Genomic DNA, 16,467 nt, shown 5'->3' on the forward strand with positions numbered 1-16,467 from the left:
ACATGATCTCATATCAGGGACTTGTTCGCACCTTCCCTATCAGGCGATAGTGTTTGATGCCGTGACGGATACGGGAATACGCAGACAGGCTGATATTACCAGCTATCCCGTTGAGAGCGGGGCAGAGGTGAGCGATCACGTTCAGATTAAGAATAATACATTCAAGCTATCGGGGATTATTTCCGAAACTCCGGTGAGGCTGGAAAAGGATTTGTTATACAGCGCTGGTGTGAATGGCACTCGTATCAGTCAAGCTATCGAATACCTCGATAAGATGTTTGAAAGTCGCCAGCCCATCACATTAGTGACAGAGCACAAAGTGTACGATAATGTTATTCTCTCCGGTATTTCCTACGATTATAAATCTGAATACGCGATGCAATTCGATCTTGAATTTGAACAGATCAGGCTTGTCAGTAAAGCTACAGTTAATGTGATTGCAACTAAAACGCAGGGAAATAAATCTGTAGGCGGTACGGTGAAACAGAAGGTGGTGAACAATGCACCTAAGAAAACTGAATCTGACACTGTTACGACGGAGTTTAAAAAATGAGGGGCTTATGCCCCTTTTTTGATGGTTTCAACACTAAAGCAATGAATCCACATTTTTAAAAGGGACAGATTTAAAAAGATAGCCCTGTAATCCCCAAATTCCCACCTCACGCAGTAACCCCATATGATCTCTATTCTCAATCCCTTCAATAATAATTTTGTCGCAGTGTTTTTTGATTGATGCAATCAACAGGTTGAAGGTTGGTTTCTGCACCTGTTCATTAAAGAAGCAGCGATCTATCTTTACAACCTCAAAGTATCCTTCGATCAAACTAACTACATTCGCGTTTCCTGCGCCAAGGTCATCGAGCCATAGCCCATTTACACCCTGGCTCAGCGATTTTAATAAGGGACTTTTCAATCCCTTATCCAAACCAGGGAAATGCTCAGAAAGTTCAAGTTTGACGAATGGCATAGATTCAAATGCTTTTATCAATGTTTGATCGTGCCGAACGAGAAAAGCCATTTGTTGATCAATGTTTAGTGTGCAAAAAAGTTTATTTCGTTCGAACCACTTTTGTTTGCTGGAAATGATACCGCATTGTTCGTATAGAAAGAGCCGCTTCCTATCTAAATCCCAAGATGAAATAACAAAGTCAGGATGACAAGGACGGCCATCATTGGAAATGAAACGAGTTAAAAGTTCAACGCCCATTAATCTCTCGTCAACATTCATTATTGGGTCTGCAATATAAATGTGTTCCATACTAATTGCTCATTTTAGTTATGTACTGATTATCATCTAAAAAATACCATTTATCAATAAAAGCGATCAATAATTTGTTTTTGATCGTTGTAATCTATTAATTTTTGGTGGTTGATTTTTTTAAAAGTTGTTTGAGTAAATAAATTCTGTCATCCTTTTTTATCTTTTATTTATTATTTATCAATTGGTTGGTTGTTTTTTTTGTGAGAGCTAAGCTCGCAGGTATGAGCAAGGTGAATAGCAGCGCATCAAAAAAATAATTTGACATTAGTTATAAATTTATGCGTGGGGAGCTTGCTCCTCTTTGTTTAATTCTGGGAAAGTGATCTCTGGATAGGCCACCATTTCCACATAGTCGGATAGCTCTTTCATGGAACACCCCGCGCTGTAGGTTTTGAATGCTTCTGTGGCAGCGGCTTGGGAAGAGTGTCCCGTGATGTAGCCGATCCGTTGTTCGGGTACTCCGGCACGGTCGAGACACGTGATAAAATGCCCCCTCAAACTGTGAAAGCATTGACGGTCTGTAGCCATAGGCACTACGCGACGCCGTAAGCGGGTGAATGCTTGGGAATAGAATGGTCCTTTCTTACCGTCTTTGCGTTCAATCTTGTTAGCCTGTGGTAACAGGTAATCTCCAGTGTTCAAACTCAGATAATAATCCACCATGCCGATCAGAAAAGCATGGATAGGAATGTGTCTAATCCCTGCCTTCGTCTTGGATTTGCTAATGTAGAATGTCCGTATCCCTTCCACCATAACGATCTCTTCTTTCTTCAAGCTGGCTATTTCGTCCAGCCTTGCACCAGAGAACAAACCGATCAGAATAACTGCTCGTAGCTCTTCGTCTGCTTCGTTGAGTAGTGTAGATAGCTGATGCCATTCAAACGGCTGATAGCTTTCAATTGTGCGCCGCGCTTCAAGGTTGTGACCATGAAACGGATTTAGGGGGGCTATAGCGTCATAGCGGCGTTTGGCGAACTCGTAGAGGCTACCTAACGATGTAAGCCAGTTTTGCACGGTCTGGGGCGCTACATCGCGTTTCTGCTGCTCTTCTATGAAGTCTGTAACTAATCGGCGTCCAATCTGATCCAGGCTGATATCAACTTTCCCAATACTCTGGAGAAACACCTCAACGGCTCGCGCCGATTTGCTCAGTGTGGAGAATGATCTCCGATCCTGGTAGGCAGTAGCGTATTCATCTCGTAAGAAGCACAGGTGAGGAATCGAACTGGCTCGCTCTTCAATCAATGGTTTATTCTTGTTCTTCCTGATTTGAGAGTGCAGGGAAGTGATCGCAAGCTGAATACGCTTATCTGATCTTGACCCTCCATCTCCGGACAGCTTTTGTATCTTAAGTTAACGATGTCCGCTGCCGCCGGTATTCCCTCGGGGAGTGATATCCCAGCGCGCTGTGCGGGTGGTTTTCATTGTAATGCGTGAACGCTACTGCAAGGTTTCGCAGTGCTGTTCTCACATCCGGTTTTGGCATGAACGCGATATAGTCTTCTTTCATCGTTTTCACGAACCGTTCGGCCATGCCATTACTCTGCGGGCTGCTCACCGCTGTTGTGCAGGGCTCCAGATTCAGCTCTCTCGCGAACCTCCGCGTTTCATACGCGGTATACGCTGAACCGTTATCCGTCAGCCACTGCACTGGTGTTTCCGGTAGCCTGTCGCCGAAGCGCTTTTCCACCGACCTCAGCATCACATCCTGCACGGTCGAACTGTCATAGCCTCCCGTGCTTGCTGCCCAGTCTATGGCCTCACGGTCGCAGCAGTCCAGCGCGAACGTTACCCGCAGTTTTTCGCCGTTGTCGCAGCCGAACTCGAAGCCATCTGAACACCAGCGCATATCGCTTTCTGCCACCGCTATCTTGCCCTTATGTTCACGCTTCGGTCGCTCTGGTTTGTCATGCAACAACAACAGGTTATGCTCGCTCATTATCCTGTAAAGCCGTTTGGCGTTCACAGGTGGCTGTCCCTCTGTGCGACGTTGCTTGCGCAGGATGCCCCACACGCGTCGATAACCATAACTCGGCATATCGCTGATGATGTCGAGGATAGCCGACAGTATTTCTTCGTCTGCTTCGTCATTACGCCGGTTACAGCGCCTGTCCTGCCAGTCGGCAGAACGGTTAATCCGCAGTGACAGCTGCGCACGCGACACGCCCATGGTGCGGCTGACCAGGGCTATTCCCCGTCCTTTGGCAACAAGGGCGCGTGCGCTATCCATTTTCGCGACTGGCCGTACTCCACGGCTTCTTTCAGGATCTCAACTTCCATCGTCTTCTTGCCCAGAAGGCGCTGAAGTTCCCGGACCTGCTTCAGAGCAGCAGTAAGCTCAGAAGCAGGAACGACTTCCTCTCCGGCCGCAACGGCGGTGAGGCTGCCTTCCTGATATTGCTTCTTCCACTTAAACAGCAGGCTGGGCTGGATACCATGCAGGCGGGCGACATGGGAGACATTCATGCCCGGCTCCATCGTCTGCTGGATAATGGCGATCTTCTCCTGAGGAGTTTTACGTTTACGGGCTTCTTGCCCTAACAGGATCCCGGTCATCTCAAAATTGGCATTAGTGTTAGACATATATTCAAGCCTATCTCTTATCTGGAGATACAGCTACTGTCCGGTGTTTCAGGGGGCTACATCACTGAATACGCTTATCCTCAGTATCAGGCTTGAACTGTTCTTTAAGGTTGTTCCACTCTACCAGCATGTGGTTACGGAAGTGACGCGCCTTGTAGATATCTCTTGTCCCTGTACTTTTCCGATACAGGCGCTTCCCGCCGAACATGTGACGCATATAAGACGGGATGTAGATTTGAAACTGCCATACACCGTCCGGTGAAAGATAAAGATACTCCTGGCCCTTGATTGTCATGAGACTGATCCTCTAAAATCTCGCAATCAAGTATCAATAATAGTTACTATGTTGATTCGATGATCGTCGCGTTGCGGAAATTATGAAACAGAGTTTCGATTCCCTTCGCCCGCTCCAGTATCCTGATAAATCAATAAGTTATGATTTATAAGTTAGTTGCGTTGCCCCGCTTTAGCAAGTACAACTTAAATTTCCCATTGTTCTACGCCCGCACCTGTCGCGTTATTGATCTGTGGTGCAAGGGAGCACATCATCACGCTTGCGGTGGTTCCAGGTTCTTACCGCGACAGCACAAAACGAACAAAAAGCCGCATAACTGGCATAACTCCCGAACAGATTGATCACACGCATTTAAGCCCGATGTGTGGCCTGTGAGCCACGTAAACAGGTGAATAGTGGTAAACGTACCTGCACACGACATGCAGGCTCTGCCAGCGCTTCGCTCACGCTCCGAAAGGTACACGAGCATCCTGATAAGGTGTGATCCCTCTGACAATCTGATTTGGTCACTGGTGGCTTTCGCAAAGCGAAACCAACCAGGTTGGCCTGATGATGCCGCTACGCTCCGCTTGTTGCTTGTAACACTAACGGGGCTTTATGGCTGCTATTGTCTAAAATTGCTAATAAAGACCTTAATACGGCTTATAGCTATCAACTTGAAAGACATCTCTTTTTGATTAGACTTGAGATAAATGACAGGGAATAAGTGAGATAATTATGGGAAGAACTGGGTCAACATGGGAAGAGACTGGATGGAATATGCAATAACCTTACAGTATGTGAAAATCAGACCGGCCCGAAAAAAAACAGAACTCGCACCAGCCTGATTGCAGATATTACTCCTTTTTCCCCGTATCGGTATCAGGTTCGCCATCAAACAGTTTGCCCTGCATCCGATCCAGTTCTTCTTTTCTGACCCGCTTCACCACGCTGTAAACCCACTGTAGTGAAACACCAAATTTGCGGGCCAGTTCGTGATGGTTGCGCCCGTCAAACTCCAGGAAGATTTCCCGGTCGCGCTGGCTGACCTTCCAGACCATCCCCATCGGGAAATAGACGTTTTGCCCGCCCCAGACCTGCATCATGCGGTTCGCGACGGCCTGACCTATCTGGTCGGCAACTGCGGGTTCGATATCAATAATCTCGCGGACGGTCTCAGAGGTGTGCTGTGCCAGTTCCACCAACAGTTCAGGCCCTTTACTACGAAACTGATTCAGGTCGCTCATTGCTTCACCCCCGCAGCTCTGCGCTGCCACTTCTTCAGTTTCTCAATAACGCTACTCGCCTGCTCATTGCTGAGCCAGCGTAACGCGCTGATGCCCGTTTCCCGTTTAACCCACAGCGCCAGCGCCTGCTCTGAACTGTCACGGACGACGCCTGCCGCAGCCATTTCAAGCCATAGCGCACGGATTTTCTTTGACTGCGGATGACTATCCAGCGGTAAGCCGGACGTGGCTTTTCCGGCAGGCTTAATGCGAAAGCCTTTCTTTTTCATGGATTCGAGCACGCGGTTTAGCTGCGGGGTATCCATCCCTTTGGTTGAGGCTTTGCCGGTCAGCCCCTGTAGCATCTGGCGGTAGGTGTCCTCATCCATCTGGAGATCGCTGCGGGCAATATGAATGAGTTGAATAAGACGCTGCTTAGTCATCATCGCCACTCCTTTTACCTGCGACACCGATATAGTCCACATATAAAGGAAGCGCGACAGGCCAGCACAGGAACATAACGGCCCAACTGATCCAGTATCCGGCACCGCTGTAACGTGAGTAAAACCCTGAACGGCGGTGCAGTTCAGCAGTACACCAACCTACGAGGCCATACCAGAACAAGGCACATACAATAGATTCAGCCATCATGATGAATTCCTCCCCAGTTAATATGAATATTGCGGGCTGTAGTAACCGGATCGTTATTCCACCATGCACCTGACATGTAATTTTTAACCTGCTCTCGCCCAGCAATAACGCCAATTTGAATGCCCGGTCTGACATTCTTAAAAAAGGCACGGGCAAAAAGATATTTGGCAGATGTGCGGCAATGGCTCGGTGCTTTCTTCTTGCGTAACATCATCATTATTTGGTCTCCCGTTGCGGCGGTTCTTGACCATCTTCTTGTTCGGTGATTGCCTCAATCGGGTATTTAATGAATGTGCTTTTATCTTTATGACTTAACTCAACCTGACCTCCAATTTTGAATTCACTATTTAACACCCGTTTACCGCTGTAGATGTCGTTATGGTATGGCCCTGCTTTGATGATGATACCGTCCTGAACAATAAAATAGAGAAGATCCTGACCGTAATCAGCAAACTCAATAAGAACGCGCTTTTTATTCTTCTGCATAAGTCACCCCCAGACGTTCAGCAAGGCGTTCCAGCTTTTTCTGCTTATGAAAGTCGATCATCAGGCCCATCCCGTTGAGGCGGAACTGTTCAATCATGATTTCAACGTCAGCCAGTTCGCCAGCCAGATCAACTTCATTGCCCAGTCCGTTCATGTTGCGGGCAGCGGCAGCGGCCAGTTCGGCGGCTTCTTCCATCAGCTTCAGCGCCTGTGCTTCAGGGCCAAAGGTTTTGAGGGCCAGATTGTAGATTGTCGAACGGTTATATAATTTCATGCCTTTCATCTTATCTTCCCCAAATCAATGGCGTGATACGCCGATAACTTTCACGTGGCCGTCCTCAGTAATTTCCAGCTCGTACAGCGGCGGCATTTTTCTCAGGTGGTCACTGGTGGCGTGAAGAACGTAAATGGCCTGATCCAGGCCATTTGTTGCTACGATGGCGTGCGAAGCCATGCTGATTAATTTGATTAATACCTGCCGGATATGGTTGGGATTTTCACAACCACATTCACTGATATATTCCGCGACAATTTCACGGGTCCGTTTTTCGGCTTCTTTTGCAGTAATCATTTCTTTGCCTCACAAGGGATGAACTCCATGGCCGGGACTTCGGTGTAGTAATGCTGGCTGCAGTGCGGGCATACCAGCGTGATGAGGACGGCTGGCACATGGTATTTGCCAGAGGTAATGACGCTGGCGTCGCTGAACTTCAGAGTGGTGATACATTTCTGACAGTTGGAACATTTGACGGACATGATTTATTCCTCAATGCTGTTTTCGGCGTGCAGAAGCCCACGGCGCTGACGCCGAAATAAAAAGAAAGTGAATTAAAATTAAATGGCAGCGATATCTAACGGAATATTAATTAGCTTCCCGTGTTTATCTTTCTCCCGGAAATTAATATAGGTTTTGGACATTGCCACCTGCAGTGATTCCGATATGGCCTCCATTGCCCGGTTCCAGCGCTCGTCCTGAATCTTGACGCGGCGCAGGGAAAGAATACGCCCGGTGTTAAGCTGGCCCTCTTTGTCCACCTGGAAAGCATCGCTGATGATGGCCCGCAGGTTGGCGTTTGCGCCTTCCGACCACTCGGTGACGCACTCGTCTATCAGGTCTTTGGCAATCTGCAGTTCTGGCCCGAAGGTCAGGGTTTCCTGCACGCGGATGGTGATCTGCTGAGCACCGTCGAAGCTGCTGAAGGTCACGTTGCCTTTGGCACCGCCGCGCGTTCTGCCGTACTTCTCGGCCACAAGGTCAAGCCAGGCATAGCACTCGTCAAAGGCTCGACGCTTGAAGTCGCTGAGTTCGTCGTGTTTAACCTTCGCAGCGGCAACCTGTTCTTTAACGAAAGAATCCATCGCAAGGTCATAGTCAGACACCTGGTCAACCGGCACCAGACGGCCCTTACGGTCTTTCATGTAGTCTTCTTTATTTACTTCGCTCATTTCTGTTCACCTTATGGTTAATGTAATGACTCTGACCAGGTAATGCGGCAACCATGCAGTTCAAAGACGCCCTGACGAAAGCGCCCTGAGCCGTCATGGCCAACATGGGTATAACTTGCCTTGCCCTGCTCCAGCAGGCGGGCACAGTGCCCGTTGCGGGCGATACGGATAACCGGCTTACTGCCAGCAATCATGACGCTCTGTAATGGCAGACTGCACCTTGCTCATCTGCTGGTTGATATCGGCGATGGATTTCATGGTTAAACCCCCTTGACGACGTCGGCGTTGACCTGCGGAACCCCGATTTCAGCAGCCAGATTCATGGCGGCTATCACCAGGTTACTGACGGCCAGCGGATACAGCAGGCTGACCATGCTTTTACGGTTGCTGCCCAGATTGCTCAGACGGGCACGGATGGCTTCCACAGCGCTGGCGTCCATGATGTCGGCCAGCTGCTTACCGGCGCGTTGCAGTTTGAACGCCAGAAATTCTTCCAGGCTGTTGTCCAGCGGCAGCAGTTCAACCACCTCGCAGCGCTGGACGACCTCACGGACTTCCATGTTGCGTTCGGACAGTTTGTCCGCCAGTTCAGGCTGGCCAATCAGCACGATGGACAGCAGTTTTTTAAAGCCTGATTCCAGCTCGAAGAAGCGTTTGAGGTGCTTCAGGGTCGGAATGGGCAGACTGTGGGCTTCCTCAATCACCAGAACGTGACTGAAGCCCGCCTGGCTGCTGTCCTTCAGGACGCGGTGCAACTGGCGGAAGCGGGCATCCTGGCTGCGCTTGATACTCTCCAGCGGCGCGATGGTGCTGATAATGGCCTCGGCGATAGCAGCCGCCTTCAGGGTTTTGCCCTTCACGTCGTTGTCTTCCATGGCGATGATGTATGGCTCGATGACAATCACCGGCGCGTTCTCGCGGTTGACGCGTTCAATCAGGTCGCGGCGCAGCGTGGATTTACCCGCGCCGGACTCGCCGATAACCGCCAGAAAGCCACCGTGGCGGGCGGTCTGGAACAGCGCCTCACGCACGTAACGGATATCCGGCGTGGTGAACACATCGTCCGCGCCCTGCATGGCCTCATCGGCGAACGGGTCACGGAAAAGGCCAAACGCTTTTTTGGTTGCTGGAAATAACACCTGCTTTTTGAGTAACATGTTCTCTGCCTCGCTGAGGTTGGTTTTATCGGTAGTACCCGCTGTACGGGGCGTGGCTGCGCCCTGTACAGCATCAAAACTCTTCGCTGTATCAATCCCCTGACTTTCCAGCCAGGACGCCAGACGCTGGCGCACCTCTTCGGGGCTGGTACGGGGCCACTCGTTATGGTTCACAATTTGGGCCAGCGTGGCCTCGGAAACAGCAACGGCTCTTGCCACCACCGCTTGCGGGATACGGGCCTCTTTCAATTGTTGCTTCAGTACCAGCATGTCTTCCTCCTCAGTTGCCGTTTACGATGCTGATAACGCTGTTGTGGGCCGGAGCGGTCAGGGTGACCATCACTTCATCCAGTGCGGCTTCCGGTACGCCTTCCGGGTACCGTGCCGTTAACTGGCGGTAACATTCCGGCGTCCAGGTATGGCCGTTCGCGCTGAACTTCTCGCGCAGGGCTTTCGCGGCCTCCACATGGGTCATAGGGCGCTGCTCAATACGCGGCCCGCGCACGTCTGAAGCCTGACCGCGCTTCGGCATATAGGCCGGAAGCGTGGTGTCGTCGATATGTTTATACGGGTCAAGTCGTCCGCCAAACGGCAGCGCCTTCGCCTTGCGTGCAGCTGCTGCATCGGCGGCGTTGTCGGTGCCGGTGACCAACTCTTCGATTTCTTTTGCCGCCGTCTGCGCCGGAGTCTCCGGCAGGGCTTTGTAGCTTTCGCCAAATACTGTCGCGCTTTCGGCAAAGCCAAACTCGTTCTTTCTGACCTCTTCGACCAGGAAGAACGTCTCATGGCCGTCTTCGCCGGTCAGCACTACCTGCGCAACATCGCTGCGCCACGGGTTACGGGTAATCATCAGTTTTTCACCGACCAGTACGCCCGGCACCGTCGAAACATCAAACTCAGCACCCCGGAACGAGACACGCAGTTTTGATGTGACCTTGCGGAGTTCAGGTGCGGCCACCGCCAGTTCACGGCAGACCTCAACGGATGGCGCTTTTTTCAGCTGGTCAGCGGTAATCTTCAGCCAGATATCCGTGCGGGTTTTACCGTGGCGGCTGTGAACAGCCGTGGCGTTAAAGTGGCTGCGCCATTTCACCGCCAGCGCGTTCAGCTCTTCCAGGCTGTGAACCGGCTGGAACTTGAGACCCGGCTCCAGCTTGCGTTCGATAATGTCACGCGCCTTTTCCACCTGCCCGGTGGCGCGGGCGTTATGTGGTTTATGCGCTATCAGGTTGATACCCAGTGAGCGGCACATGTTTTTCGTCATGCCAGCGGTGTTCGCCGAACCGGGGTCGAGGTAGAGTATTTTCGGCACGCCGTGCAGCACGTCAGCGCCACCACGCTCCTGCAGGGCGTTGATAAGAACAGAACAGAGGTTCTCACCGGATTCCGCGCCCATCACGTACTCAACGTAAATCCAGCCGCTGGTGTGGTCGGTAATCTCGTAACTCCACACGCGGTCACTGGCGATGCGTGCGATGTTGGCAGGCTTGTTCTTGTAGAACTTCGCGCTGTCCATCACCTGCAGCCCTTTATGGCCGTTGCTCAGGTAGTAAAGCGTACAAAGTGAGGCATCAATCTCCCAGACGTGGTTGGGATGCAGGCTGGCCATCTCGGACGACGGGGCCGGTGCGTCAAGCTGTTCCGGGTGAAGGCCATAGTTACGCAGGGCGCGGCTGATGGTGTCCTCGGACAGCGGGAAAAACTCGCCTGTGGCCTCGTCCGTTCTGCCTGCGGTGATAAAGCCGTTTGAACGCAGGGTCTCCACCGCATCCGCGATGGAATACAGGCGCTTACCGTTCTTACGGGTGGCCTCGCGCAGCGTGGCGGATATCAGCGCGGCTTCGTCGCGGCTCAGGGCGCTGCGCCCGGCATCGGCGCGTTTTTTACGTTTGTCAGTCACTGATACCTCCTTCAGCTTGCGCAGCAGGGTGGCGCGGGACATGCCCAGTTCAGCGCAGGCGGCGTCGTATATCGCACCGCGCTTACCATGCCCCGCGTCACGTGCCGCGCGGGCAACATAAACCAGTCGTTCAGTCAGGGCGGCACTCATCGGTTATGCCTCCTGCCCGTTAATCTGTGGCGTCGGGTCAGTCAGCCATGAAGGGGCGGCGTTACCTGTCGGCTCATCCGGCAGGTCAAACGTGGAGCGCAGGCTACGTGCGGTGCTTTCCAGCTGGTAGACCAGACCGGCCATAAAGTCTCTGGGGGTATCAATCATGTTTTCAGCGCAGTATGCGCACAGGGTCTCAAAGGCGCTGGACAGTCGAACCGCGATGGCAGATTCCGCCTCAACCGCTAACGCCGTCACTTCCGCCCGCAGCTTCTTCACTTCTTCATCAGGCTTGGGTGGCTGAATACGGGATTTCTTCTCCAGTTTGGTGGAGAGAGAGTCGATTTTTTCGTTTTTGTCGGCCAGCACGCGCTGTTGTGCTGCGTTGGTTTCGCGAGCTTCACGAAGAGACTGGCGCAACTCACGTACCGACATGCGATCAACATCATCCAGCGTCAGGCCTGCCACTGTGCCGCCATCTGCTAATTGAGCCAGTTCTTCATCATCTTCCAGCATTAGTTCGTATAACTTTGAGCGCCCTAAAAGCGAAAACGTTTTCGCTTTTGACTCCAGTTCTGGAGATAGAAATTTGAGTGCGGCCTGCGCCATTTTTTGCGCTATGCGAGGTTCAATGCCGAGATGCTCTCTGACAATCTCAACAAACTCGCCATGCGGCTCATTCTCTTTAAGGATAATCAGCCGCTTACCAGCCTCCAGCATGGCTTCAGCACTCTGAGCCATGTAAAAGCGTGTCTCGTGAACGATGCGGTCACGTTCATATGGCAGGCCATCACCAAACTGCTGCATGATTTCGATGCGATGCTCGGTCATGGCATTCAAACTGACACTAAGGCCATCGGCCAGCGGCGCATCTTCCACTAGTTCAACTGGTTGTAATTTTGTGCGTCCCATTTTTGTCCCTTAGCGGCTGCCAGCCATAACGCGCTGGTTAATTTCATTGATGCGATCCTGTGCTCGCGCCATCTCGTTGCTATGTGCCATAGCGATTTGTAAAAGCTGAACTCCCGGTGCGAAACGCCCGTTATCCAGCTTGAGTGCCAGTCCCTCTTCAATCAGGGTATTTAGTGCCCGATTGATATTTGCTGGAGACTCACCCAATGCCGAGGCAAGTTCGCCATTGGAGACACCATTCAGGGCGTGACCACGCAACGCTTTTAAAACACGCAGAATGCGGGAGCCAGAACTGGAGGTATTTGCCTTACTCATGTCACATTCCCCTTTTTGCGATATGTGATAACCTGTTACATATATTTGAACTACATCAGGCAGCCTGCGCTGATGGCTTGAGTCCCAGTTTCACGGCAATCTCATGAGCCTGTCCGTATTTAGCTTTTGTTATACCGTTTAGGACTCGATACACAGCTTCACGGGAGTATCCGTTCTCCTCAGCCCACTGGGTAACAGTGATGCCGTGTTGCTGGAAGCGAGTTTTAACTTGTGCGGGTGTCATTTTGCGGCCTCCGGTTATGCAATGATGTTTGTATGATTCGTGGTAAATTATTGTCCCAAAAATGGGACTTGTAAAGGTTTTTGGTGACAAAAATGTCTCTTGGCAAAAGATTAAGAGAAGAGCGTGAAAGGCTGGGGTTTAGTCAGTCCGATTTTGCTGAATTAGTCGGTGCTTCGCGAAAGTCCCAGCTCCGTTGGGAAAAAGATGAATCTGCGCCCGGTGCGGATGTGCTTAGTATTTGGGCGAGTAAAGGGCTTGATGTTTTGTATTTGATCACTGGACAGCAACAAAGCGGACATCTTGTGCATAATGAAAAATCGGAGATTGATGAAGATTTGCTAGGCAAAATAGTCAACAAGCTAGACTTGCTAGCCAAGCGTGCGAACCGACGCTGGACTACAGGAGAGTTAGTACTTCAATCATCAAGAATATATAATTTCTTGATAAAGGATGAAGTTGTTGATGAGCAGAAAATCGATAATGTTTTGAAACTTGTCGTAAATCATTAATAAAGGGACAGTTATGGGCCAAAGAGAAGAAGAGCTGCGGATGTTATCAGACCAGGTTCTTGATAGTCTTAAAGGGCTACCTCAAGATGGTCAGGAACGTCAGGTTACAATTAGTGTTGGTGGTGATAATCATGGCTCAATACATGTTGGTTCTGTTGTCAACATTACCTCGGCACCACCTCGTAAGCGTGAACTCCACGAAATGGAAAGCCGTGAATTAGCTGGTATCAGAAGAGATTTGCTGAGCAAAAGTAAAGATGCGAAATGGCGTTGCTACTTCAATGTCCCTGTAATTCTGCTCTTTGGTTTAATGTTTTTAGCATTTGGCTTTGCACTGTGGAATATATACTTACTATACAATTACGGGGCGAAAGCAAGCCTTTTAGTTCTAGATGAGAAAACGTTTTTCATGTACCTATCGTGGGCTTTAGCCGTTACCTTCAGTGGTAAGAGAATGGATAAGATTCGAAGGGTGGAAAACAGAATAATTCAAGAAAATCAGTCAACTATTGACGCCATAGATGTAATTTTAAGACGGCGATCATTTTAAGAACATTGTTTGGGGATTATTGTATGAACCGTAGTTTGTTATTGCTGTTAGTTGCTGCTTTAGTTGGATGTGGTGAGCCTACTGATAAACCAGAAGAAAACCAACTGCAAAAATTTACCGTGTCGACTGATAACGAAACTGTGAATAGGTTGCTTCCTTCTATTAGAACTGCATTGCCTGGCCTTGATAAATATGCAGTCCAGTTTAGGGATGTATCTGTGGAGCAAAATTATTGGCTCACTATCAAATTTCATGTCCCAGACGATGCGAAAATACCTAATGATTACATGACATTCGGGCATAACTGTTTTATTGAAATTAATAAAGAAGGAACAGCGGTAAAAATACCCAAAGCACCTTGTAAGGCGCTGATGCTAGATCAGAATGCTGATAATGTTGATAGTGAACAATGGTTTGAACTCTCAACCACCAAGAAACCAGATGGAACTGTCCAGTAAGATGACGTAATAAGGGGCGGAGTTACCCGCCCTTAGCTTTAAAAGTTACAAATCACTAATTCTTTTCGTGGTGTTGCCTTGCCCGAGACTTTCAGGTTGTAGCTGATATCGACTGTCTGAATGTTTAGTCCGTTAAACGCCTGCCGCATTTCCGGGATATCGTTCACCGATATAATCATTTTCCCTTTGATGCTCCGCGCCAGCTCAGCCATGTGGATATAGTTACTCATCGGAAAATCAACACCATAGCCTTCTGTTCCCCAGTACGGTGGGTCGCAGTAGAAAAGCGTATGCGGGCGATCATATCGCTCTATGCACTGGTGCCAGTCCAGATGCTCTATCAGCGTTCTCGACAGGCGCAGGTGTGCCATCGACAGTTCTTCTTCGATGCGCAGTAGGTTGAAGCGCGGCGCACTGGTTGTAGAGGTTCCGAAAGTGTGATCGGCGACCTTACCGCCAAACGCCTGTTTCTGCAGGTAGTAGAACCGGGCCGCCCGCTGTATGTCGGTGAGTGTCTCCTCCGGCGTATCCTGCAGCCATTTGTAAATCTGACGGCTGACCAGTGCCCATTTGAACTGGCGGACAAACTCTTCCAGGTGATGTTTTACCACCCGATACAGATTCACCAGTTCACCATTGATATCGTTAATGACTTCGATCTTGCTGGGTGTCTTAAGAAAATAAAGCGCAGCTGCTCCGCAGAATGGCTCCACATAGCAGGTATGGGCCGGAAATAACGGTAAAATATGCTTCGCCAGACGACGTTTTCCGCCAATCCAGGGAACGATGGGCAAAGATTGTTCTTTCATTATCCGTAAGCCTTTTGCAATCAGTGAAAATATGGCAGGCTAGTCTGGTCTCGCGAGACTGACTGAACCCTGGTCGGCTCACAGCGCATACCTGTGGGTTGATGACCAGTCCGGTATTCGAGCACCGGGCTGGTCGTTCTTTCACTGCCAGGATGCGGTTTATGGATAACTGTTTTCTATTAACGCAATTTACTGGATGTGTAACCTACGTGCAGTGTTTGTTCGATAAGGATTGTTTTCTGAATGGGAACGTATTACACACTTGATTCCGCTAATCGTCTGCCTTCGCCTTGCCATGTAATTACCGGAAAATACGAACCTGAAGTGCCGGAGCTGGCCGCTTTCCTTCATCAGATGTATCCGGATGGTCTTTCCAAGCACGGTCATAACTATCTCTATAACCCCGGCCCTAAAATGGAAGATGACGGCGGAGTCAGCAGAAGCCTGCTGGTCGGTCTGGTGTTTGAGTTAGTTCGCCGTAGCCATTTTCCTGACAAACCCTCCCGCTATCAGTCACTGTTTGCCTGTCAGCATCTGAGTGAAGTCAGGAAGTTCCGGGGATTACTGGCCGATGAAAGAGGCGAAGAGGAAATCAGAACGGCACCGATATATGAAGTCATCACAGATGAGCCGGTGCATCGCGGAGATATGAGGTTATTGAACAGTGATTGCCCGGTGCTGGAACTGTATCACCGGGCCTGGCTTTACTGGTCGGGAGAAGCGGCTCCGGTTAAGACTGGTGAGGAAGAACCGTTCTGGGAACTGCTGATTCCGCTTCCAGTATTCGTTGGTCGCAGGATAACTGAGTAGCAGGATTAGGCGCGGCTTTAAATCGTGATGTCGCCGCCACATTGCCAATCATCATGACGTTGTTTTCTCCGCTGGCGAAATGACTTCTTCTCTCTTCAAGTGCAACCAGCGCGTTTTTCAGTTCTGCAATCGCTTCGGTTGGGCAACATGCATCCACGCTTAGCGTGTAAGTTTTATTTTTCTCTCCGGTTCTGATCCCAAAGAGGAACCCTTTTTTAAAACCGGGCTGTTTCGGTTCAGTCATCGTGCTTGCCTCCCCTGTGTTTTGTGTGCCACCATTCTGGCCGCTTCCCTCTGCGAACACTTATAACGCGCTTTAAAATCCGTATCCCGCCACATTTGTGATGCTGTCTCCCACACAACAAGGAGACACCCATGAAAAACCTGAAAAAATTCATTCCCCCTGTTAAAAAGCCCCGTCTCAGCGGCTGGCTGCTGACCTCTGTGCTGTTGCTCGGCACCATCGGTCTGGTCTCGCCCCAGCAGCTGCCGGTGGTTGTCTACAAGCTGTCGCTCATCACGCTGGCGGCTGTGCTGGGCTACTGGCTTGACCGTTCGCTTTTCCCCAAAGCCCGCCCCGGTCAGTATCTGAAGCACGATGACAGGCTGATGGCTGATGGTCGCTTCCCCGTCCAGACTGGCCTTCACCTGGTCTTTTCCGCTGCGCTAATCCGTCGTGCGCTGATTGTTGCCGCAGTCTGTCTGGCCGTAGCGATGGGACTGTAA

24 protein-coding genes and 3 pseudogenes are annotated in these 16,467 nt (G+C 50.3%); 6 read left to right on the forward strand and 21 right to left on the reverse strand.

Going from position 1 to position 16,467, the window contains the following annotated elements:
- Positions 1-10: 10 nt before the first annotated feature.
- The gene (locus ACJ69_RS21175) at positions 11-553 is read left to right on the forward strand and encodes a phage baseplate protein (RefSeq protein WP_269670881.1); all 543 of its coding nucleotides are present in this window, start codon (positions 11-13) and stop codon (positions 551-553) included.
- A 33-nt stretch (positions 554-586) separates the two neighbouring features.
- On the opposite strand, the gene ACJ69_RS21180 is transcribed toward ACJ69_RS21175, so the two are convergent.
- From ACJ69_RS21180 to ACJ69_RS21265, 19 genes and pseudogenes are all read right to left on the reverse strand, one after another.
- Positions 587-1,258: an EAL domain-containing protein gene (locus tag ACJ69_RS21180; protein WP_044157545.1), complete on the reverse strand. Its 672-nt coding sequence runs from the start codon at positions 1,256-1,258 to the stop codon at positions 587-589.
- A 279-nt stretch (positions 1,259-1,537) separates the two neighbouring features.
- Positions 1,538-2,572: pseudogene (locus ACJ69_RS21185) on the reverse strand (tyrosine-type recombinase/integrase); the annotation flags it as partial.
- Between the two features lie 37 nt (positions 2,573-2,609).
- Positions 2,610-3,817 (reverse strand): IS3 family transposase gene (locus tag ACJ69_RS21190; protein ID WP_116799391.1). Its coding sequence is split into 2 segments (ribosomal slippage): positions 2,610-3,496 and positions 3,496-3,817, totalling 1,209 coding nucleotides; the frame shifts between segments, so codons are not numbered across the junction.
- Positions 3,818-3,908: 91 nt separating this feature from the next.
- Positions 3,909-4,139: pseudogene (locus tag ACJ69_RS21200) on the reverse strand (DUF6538 domain-containing protein); the annotation flags it as partial.
- An 836-nt stretch (positions 4,140-4,975) separates the two neighbouring features.
- Complete coding sequence (locus tag ACJ69_RS21205; protein WP_032637458.1) at positions 4,976-5,365, reverse strand: Mor transcription activator family protein; 390 nt, start codon at positions 5,363-5,365, stop codon at positions 4,976-4,978.
- A complete protein-coding gene (locus ACJ69_RS21210; protein ID WP_029464108.1) occupies positions 5,362-5,790 on the reverse strand; it encodes a gp16 family protein in 429 nt (142 codons plus the stop codon). The genes ACJ69_RS21205 and ACJ69_RS21210 overlap by 4 nt, the downstream gene beginning before the upstream one ends.
- Positions 5,780-5,995 carry a hypothetical protein gene (locus ACJ69_RS24650; protein WP_024153841.1) on the reverse strand — a complete coding sequence of 72 codons (216 nt, stop codon included), beginning with the start codon at positions 5,993-5,995 and terminating at the stop codon, positions 5,780-5,782. Before ACJ69_RS24650 ends, ACJ69_RS21210 begins: the two co-directional genes overlap by 11 nt.
- On the reverse strand, positions 5,985-6,212 hold the full coding sequence (locus ACJ69_RS21215) for a hypothetical protein (protein ID WP_024153840.1): 228 nt from the start codon (positions 6,210-6,212) through the stop codon (positions 5,985-5,987). Before ACJ69_RS21215 ends, ACJ69_RS24650 begins: the two co-directional genes overlap by 11 nt.
- The gene (locus tag ACJ69_RS21220; RefSeq protein ID WP_024153839.1) at positions 6,212-6,481 is read right to left on the reverse strand and encodes a hypothetical protein; all 270 of its coding nucleotides are present in this window, start codon (positions 6,479-6,481) and stop codon (positions 6,212-6,214) included. The genes ACJ69_RS21215 and ACJ69_RS21220 overlap by 1 nt, the downstream gene beginning before the upstream one ends.
- A complete protein-coding gene (locus tag ACJ69_RS21225) occupies positions 6,468-6,764 on the reverse strand; it encodes a nucleoside triphosphate pyrophosphohydrolase family protein (RefSeq protein WP_023229473.1) in 297 nt (98 codons plus the stop codon). The genes ACJ69_RS21220 and ACJ69_RS21225 overlap by 14 nt, the downstream gene beginning before the upstream one ends.
- A gap of 15 nt (positions 6,765-6,779) precedes the next feature.
- Complete coding sequence (locus ACJ69_RS21230) at positions 6,780-7,052, reverse strand: hypothetical protein (RefSeq protein WP_021553508.1); 273 nt, start codon at positions 7,050-7,052, stop codon at positions 6,780-6,782.
- Entirely contained in the window at positions 7,049-7,237 is a 189-nt protein-coding gene (locus tag ACJ69_RS21235; protein WP_054830068.1) for a hypothetical protein, read from the reverse strand. The genes ACJ69_RS21230 and ACJ69_RS21235 overlap by 4 nt, the downstream gene beginning before the upstream one ends.
- Positions 7,238-7,315: 78 nt before the next feature.
- The gene (locus tag ACJ69_RS21240; RefSeq protein ID WP_023214065.1) at positions 7,316-7,927 is read right to left on the reverse strand and encodes a DUF3164 family protein; all 612 of its coding nucleotides are present in this window, start codon (positions 7,925-7,927) and stop codon (positions 7,316-7,318) included.
- Positions 7,928-7,944: 17 nt separating this feature from the next.
- Positions 7,945-8,185: pseudogene (locus ACJ69_RS24655) on the reverse strand (hypothetical protein).
- Positions 8,186-8,187: 2 nt separating this feature from the next.
- Positions 8,188-9,354 carry an ExeA family protein gene (locus ACJ69_RS21245; RefSeq protein WP_059347717.1) on the reverse strand — a complete coding sequence of 389 codons (1,167 nt, stop codon included), beginning with the start codon at positions 9,352-9,354 and terminating at the stop codon, positions 8,188-8,190.
- Between the two features lie 10 nt (positions 9,355-9,364).
- The gene (locus ACJ69_RS21250; RefSeq protein WP_059347718.1) at positions 9,365-11,134 is read right to left on the reverse strand and encodes a DDE-type integrase/transposase/recombinase; all 1,770 of its coding nucleotides are present in this window, start codon (positions 11,132-11,134) and stop codon (positions 9,365-9,367) included.
- Positions 11,135-11,137: 3 nt separating this feature from the next.
- Positions 11,138-12,046 carry a hypothetical protein gene (locus tag ACJ69_RS21255; protein ID WP_059347719.1) on the reverse strand — a complete coding sequence of 303 codons (909 nt, stop codon included), beginning with the start codon at positions 12,044-12,046 and terminating at the stop codon, positions 11,138-11,140.
- A gap of 9 nt (positions 12,047-12,055) precedes the next feature.
- Positions 12,056-12,361 carry a helix-turn-helix domain-containing protein gene (locus ACJ69_RS21260; RefSeq protein ID WP_059347720.1) on the reverse strand — a complete coding sequence of 102 codons (306 nt, stop codon included), beginning with the start codon at positions 12,359-12,361 and terminating at the stop codon, positions 12,056-12,058.
- Between the two features lie 55 nt (positions 12,362-12,416).
- Positions 12,417-12,605, reverse strand: a complete 189-nt coding sequence (locus tag ACJ69_RS21265) for a DNA-binding protein (protein WP_054830067.1) — start codon at positions 12,603-12,605, stop codon at positions 12,417-12,419.
- Between the two features lie 92 nt (positions 12,606-12,697).
- Here ACJ69_RS21265 and ACJ69_RS25380 point away from each other — a divergent pair, with 92 nt between their 5' ends.
- Genes ACJ69_RS25380 through ACJ69_RS21280 form a run of 3 tightly spaced genes read left to right on the forward strand, consistent with a single transcriptional unit; the run spans position 12,698 to position 14,122 of the window.
- A complete protein-coding gene (locus ACJ69_RS25380) occupies positions 12,698-13,114 on the forward strand; it encodes a helix-turn-helix domain-containing protein (protein WP_153251290.1) in 417 nt (138 codons plus the stop codon).
- A 13-nt stretch (positions 13,115-13,127) separates the two neighbouring features.
- Positions 13,128-13,664: a hypothetical protein gene (locus tag ACJ69_RS21275; RefSeq protein ID WP_054830066.1), complete on the forward strand. Its 537-nt coding sequence runs from the start codon at positions 13,128-13,130 to the stop codon at positions 13,662-13,664.
- Between the two features lie 23 nt (positions 13,665-13,687).
- Positions 13,688-14,122: a hypothetical protein gene (locus tag ACJ69_RS21280; protein ID WP_054830065.1), complete on the forward strand. Its 435-nt coding sequence runs from the start codon at positions 13,688-13,690 to the stop codon at positions 14,120-14,122.
- A 38-nt stretch (positions 14,123-14,160) separates the two neighbouring features.
- Here the strand turns inward: ACJ69_RS21280 and ACJ69_RS21285 are convergent, their stop codons facing one another.
- Positions 14,161-14,931, reverse strand: coding sequence for a DNA adenine methylase (locus ACJ69_RS21285; RefSeq protein ID WP_054830064.1), 771 nt, complete (start codon positions 14,929-14,931; stop codon positions 14,161-14,163).
- A 243-nt stretch (positions 14,932-15,174) separates the two neighbouring features.
- Between ACJ69_RS21285 and ACJ69_RS21290 the strand changes: the two genes are divergently transcribed.
- Positions 15,175-15,741 carry a DUF2441 domain-containing protein gene (locus ACJ69_RS21290; protein ID WP_054830063.1) on the forward strand — a complete coding sequence of 189 codons (567 nt, stop codon included), beginning with the start codon at positions 15,175-15,177 and terminating at the stop codon, positions 15,739-15,741.
- Here the strand turns inward: ACJ69_RS21290 and ACJ69_RS24660 are convergent.
- Positions 15,662-15,985, reverse strand: a complete 324-nt coding sequence (locus tag ACJ69_RS24660; RefSeq protein WP_024160641.1) for a hypothetical protein — start codon at positions 15,983-15,985, stop codon at positions 15,662-15,664. The genes ACJ69_RS21290 and ACJ69_RS24660 overlap by 80 nt on opposite strands.
- A 131-nt stretch (positions 15,986-16,116) precedes the next feature.
- On the opposite strand from ACJ69_RS24660, the gene ACJ69_RS21295 reads away from it, so the two are divergent.
- Positions 16,117-16,467, forward strand: a complete 351-nt coding sequence (locus ACJ69_RS21295; protein ID WP_023229458.1) for a putative holin — start codon at positions 16,117-16,119, stop codon at positions 16,465-16,467.

This window comes from Enterobacter asburiae (assembly GCF_001521715.1).
Lineage (GTDB): Bacteria > Pseudomonadota > Gammaproteobacteria > Enterobacterales > Enterobacteriaceae > Enterobacter > Enterobacter asburiae.

Bases quoted from the DNA above. Each gene is read 5' to 3' on its own strand.
- ACJ69_RS21180 (WP_044157545.1), bottom strand. From the start codon at position 1,258: ATGGAACACATTTATATTGCAGACCCAATAATGAATGTTGACGAGAGA.
- ACJ69_RS21205 (WP_032637458.1), bottom strand. From the start codon at position 5,365: ATGAGCGACCTGAATCAGTTTCGTAGTAAAGGGCCTGAACTGTTGGTG.
- ACJ69_RS21210 (WP_029464108.1), bottom strand. From the start codon at position 5,790: ATGATGACTAAGCAGCGTCTTATTCAACTCATTCATATTGCCCGCAGC.
- ACJ69_RS24650 (WP_024153841.1), bottom strand. From the start codon at position 5,995: ATGATGGCTGAATCTATTGTATGTGCCTTGTTCTGGTATGGCCTCGTA.
- ACJ69_RS21215 (WP_024153840.1), bottom strand. From the start codon at position 6,212: ATGATGATGTTACGCAAGAAGAAAGCACCGAGCCATTGCCGCACATCT.
- ACJ69_RS21220 (WP_024153839.1), bottom strand. From the start codon at position 6,481: ATGCAGAAGAATAAAAAGCGCGTTCTTATTGAGTTTGCTGATTACGGT.
- ACJ69_RS21225 (WP_023229473.1), bottom strand. From the start codon at position 6,764: ATGAAAGGCATGAAATTATATAACCGTTCGACAATCTACAATCTGGCC.
- ACJ69_RS21230 (WP_021553508.1), bottom strand. From the start codon at position 7,052: ATGATTACTGCAAAAGAAGCCGAAAAACGGACCCGTGAAATTGTCGCG.
- ACJ69_RS21235 (WP_054830068.1), bottom strand. From the start codon at position 7,237: ATGTCCGTCAAATGTTCCAACTGTCAGAAATGTATCACCACTCTGAAG.
- ACJ69_RS21240 (WP_023214065.1), bottom strand. From the start codon at position 7,927: ATGAGCGAAGTAAATAAAGAAGACTACATGAAAGACCGTAAGGGCCGT.
- ACJ69_RS21245 (WP_059347717.1), bottom strand. From the start codon at position 9,354: ATGCTGGTACTGAAGCAACAATTGAAAGAGGCCCGTATCCCGCAAGCG.
- ACJ69_RS21250 (WP_059347718.1), bottom strand. From the start codon at position 11,134: ATGAGTGCCGCCCTGACTGAACGACTGGTTTATGTTGCCCGCGCGGCA.
- ACJ69_RS21255 (WP_059347719.1), bottom strand. From the start codon at position 12,046: ATGGGACGCACAAAATTACAACCAGTTGAACTAGTGGAAGATGCGCCG.
- ACJ69_RS21260 (WP_059347720.1), bottom strand. From the start codon at position 12,361: ATGAGTAAGGCAAATACCTCCAGTTCTGGCTCCCGCATTCTGCGTGTT.
- ACJ69_RS21265 (WP_054830067.1), bottom strand. From the start codon at position 12,605: ATGACACCCGCACAAGTTAAAACTCGCTTCCAGCAACACGGCATCACT.
- ACJ69_RS25380 (WP_153251290.1), top strand. From the start codon at position 12,698: ATGTCTCTTGGCAAAAGATTAAGAGAAGAGCGTGAAAGGCTGGGGTTT.
- ACJ69_RS21275 (WP_054830066.1), top strand. From the start codon at position 13,128: ATGGGCCAAAGAGAAGAAGAGCTGCGGATGTTATCAGACCAGGTTCTT.
- ACJ69_RS21280 (WP_054830065.1), top strand. From the start codon at position 13,688: ATGAACCGTAGTTTGTTATTGCTGTTAGTTGCTGCTTTAGTTGGATGT.
- ACJ69_RS21285 (WP_054830064.1), bottom strand. From the start codon at position 14,931: ATGAAAGAACAATCTTTGCCCATCGTTCCCTGGATTGGCGGAAAACGT.
- ACJ69_RS21290 (WP_054830063.1), top strand. From the start codon at position 15,175: ATGGGAACGTATTACACACTTGATTCCGCTAATCGTCTGCCTTCGCCT.
- ACJ69_RS24660 (WP_024160641.1), bottom strand. From the start codon at position 15,985: ATGACTGAACCGAAACAGCCCGGTTTTAAAAAAGGGTTCCTCTTTGGG.
- ACJ69_RS21295 (WP_023229458.1), top strand. From the start codon at position 16,117: ATGAAAAACCTGAAAAAATTCATTCCCCCTGTTAAAAAGCCCCGTCTC.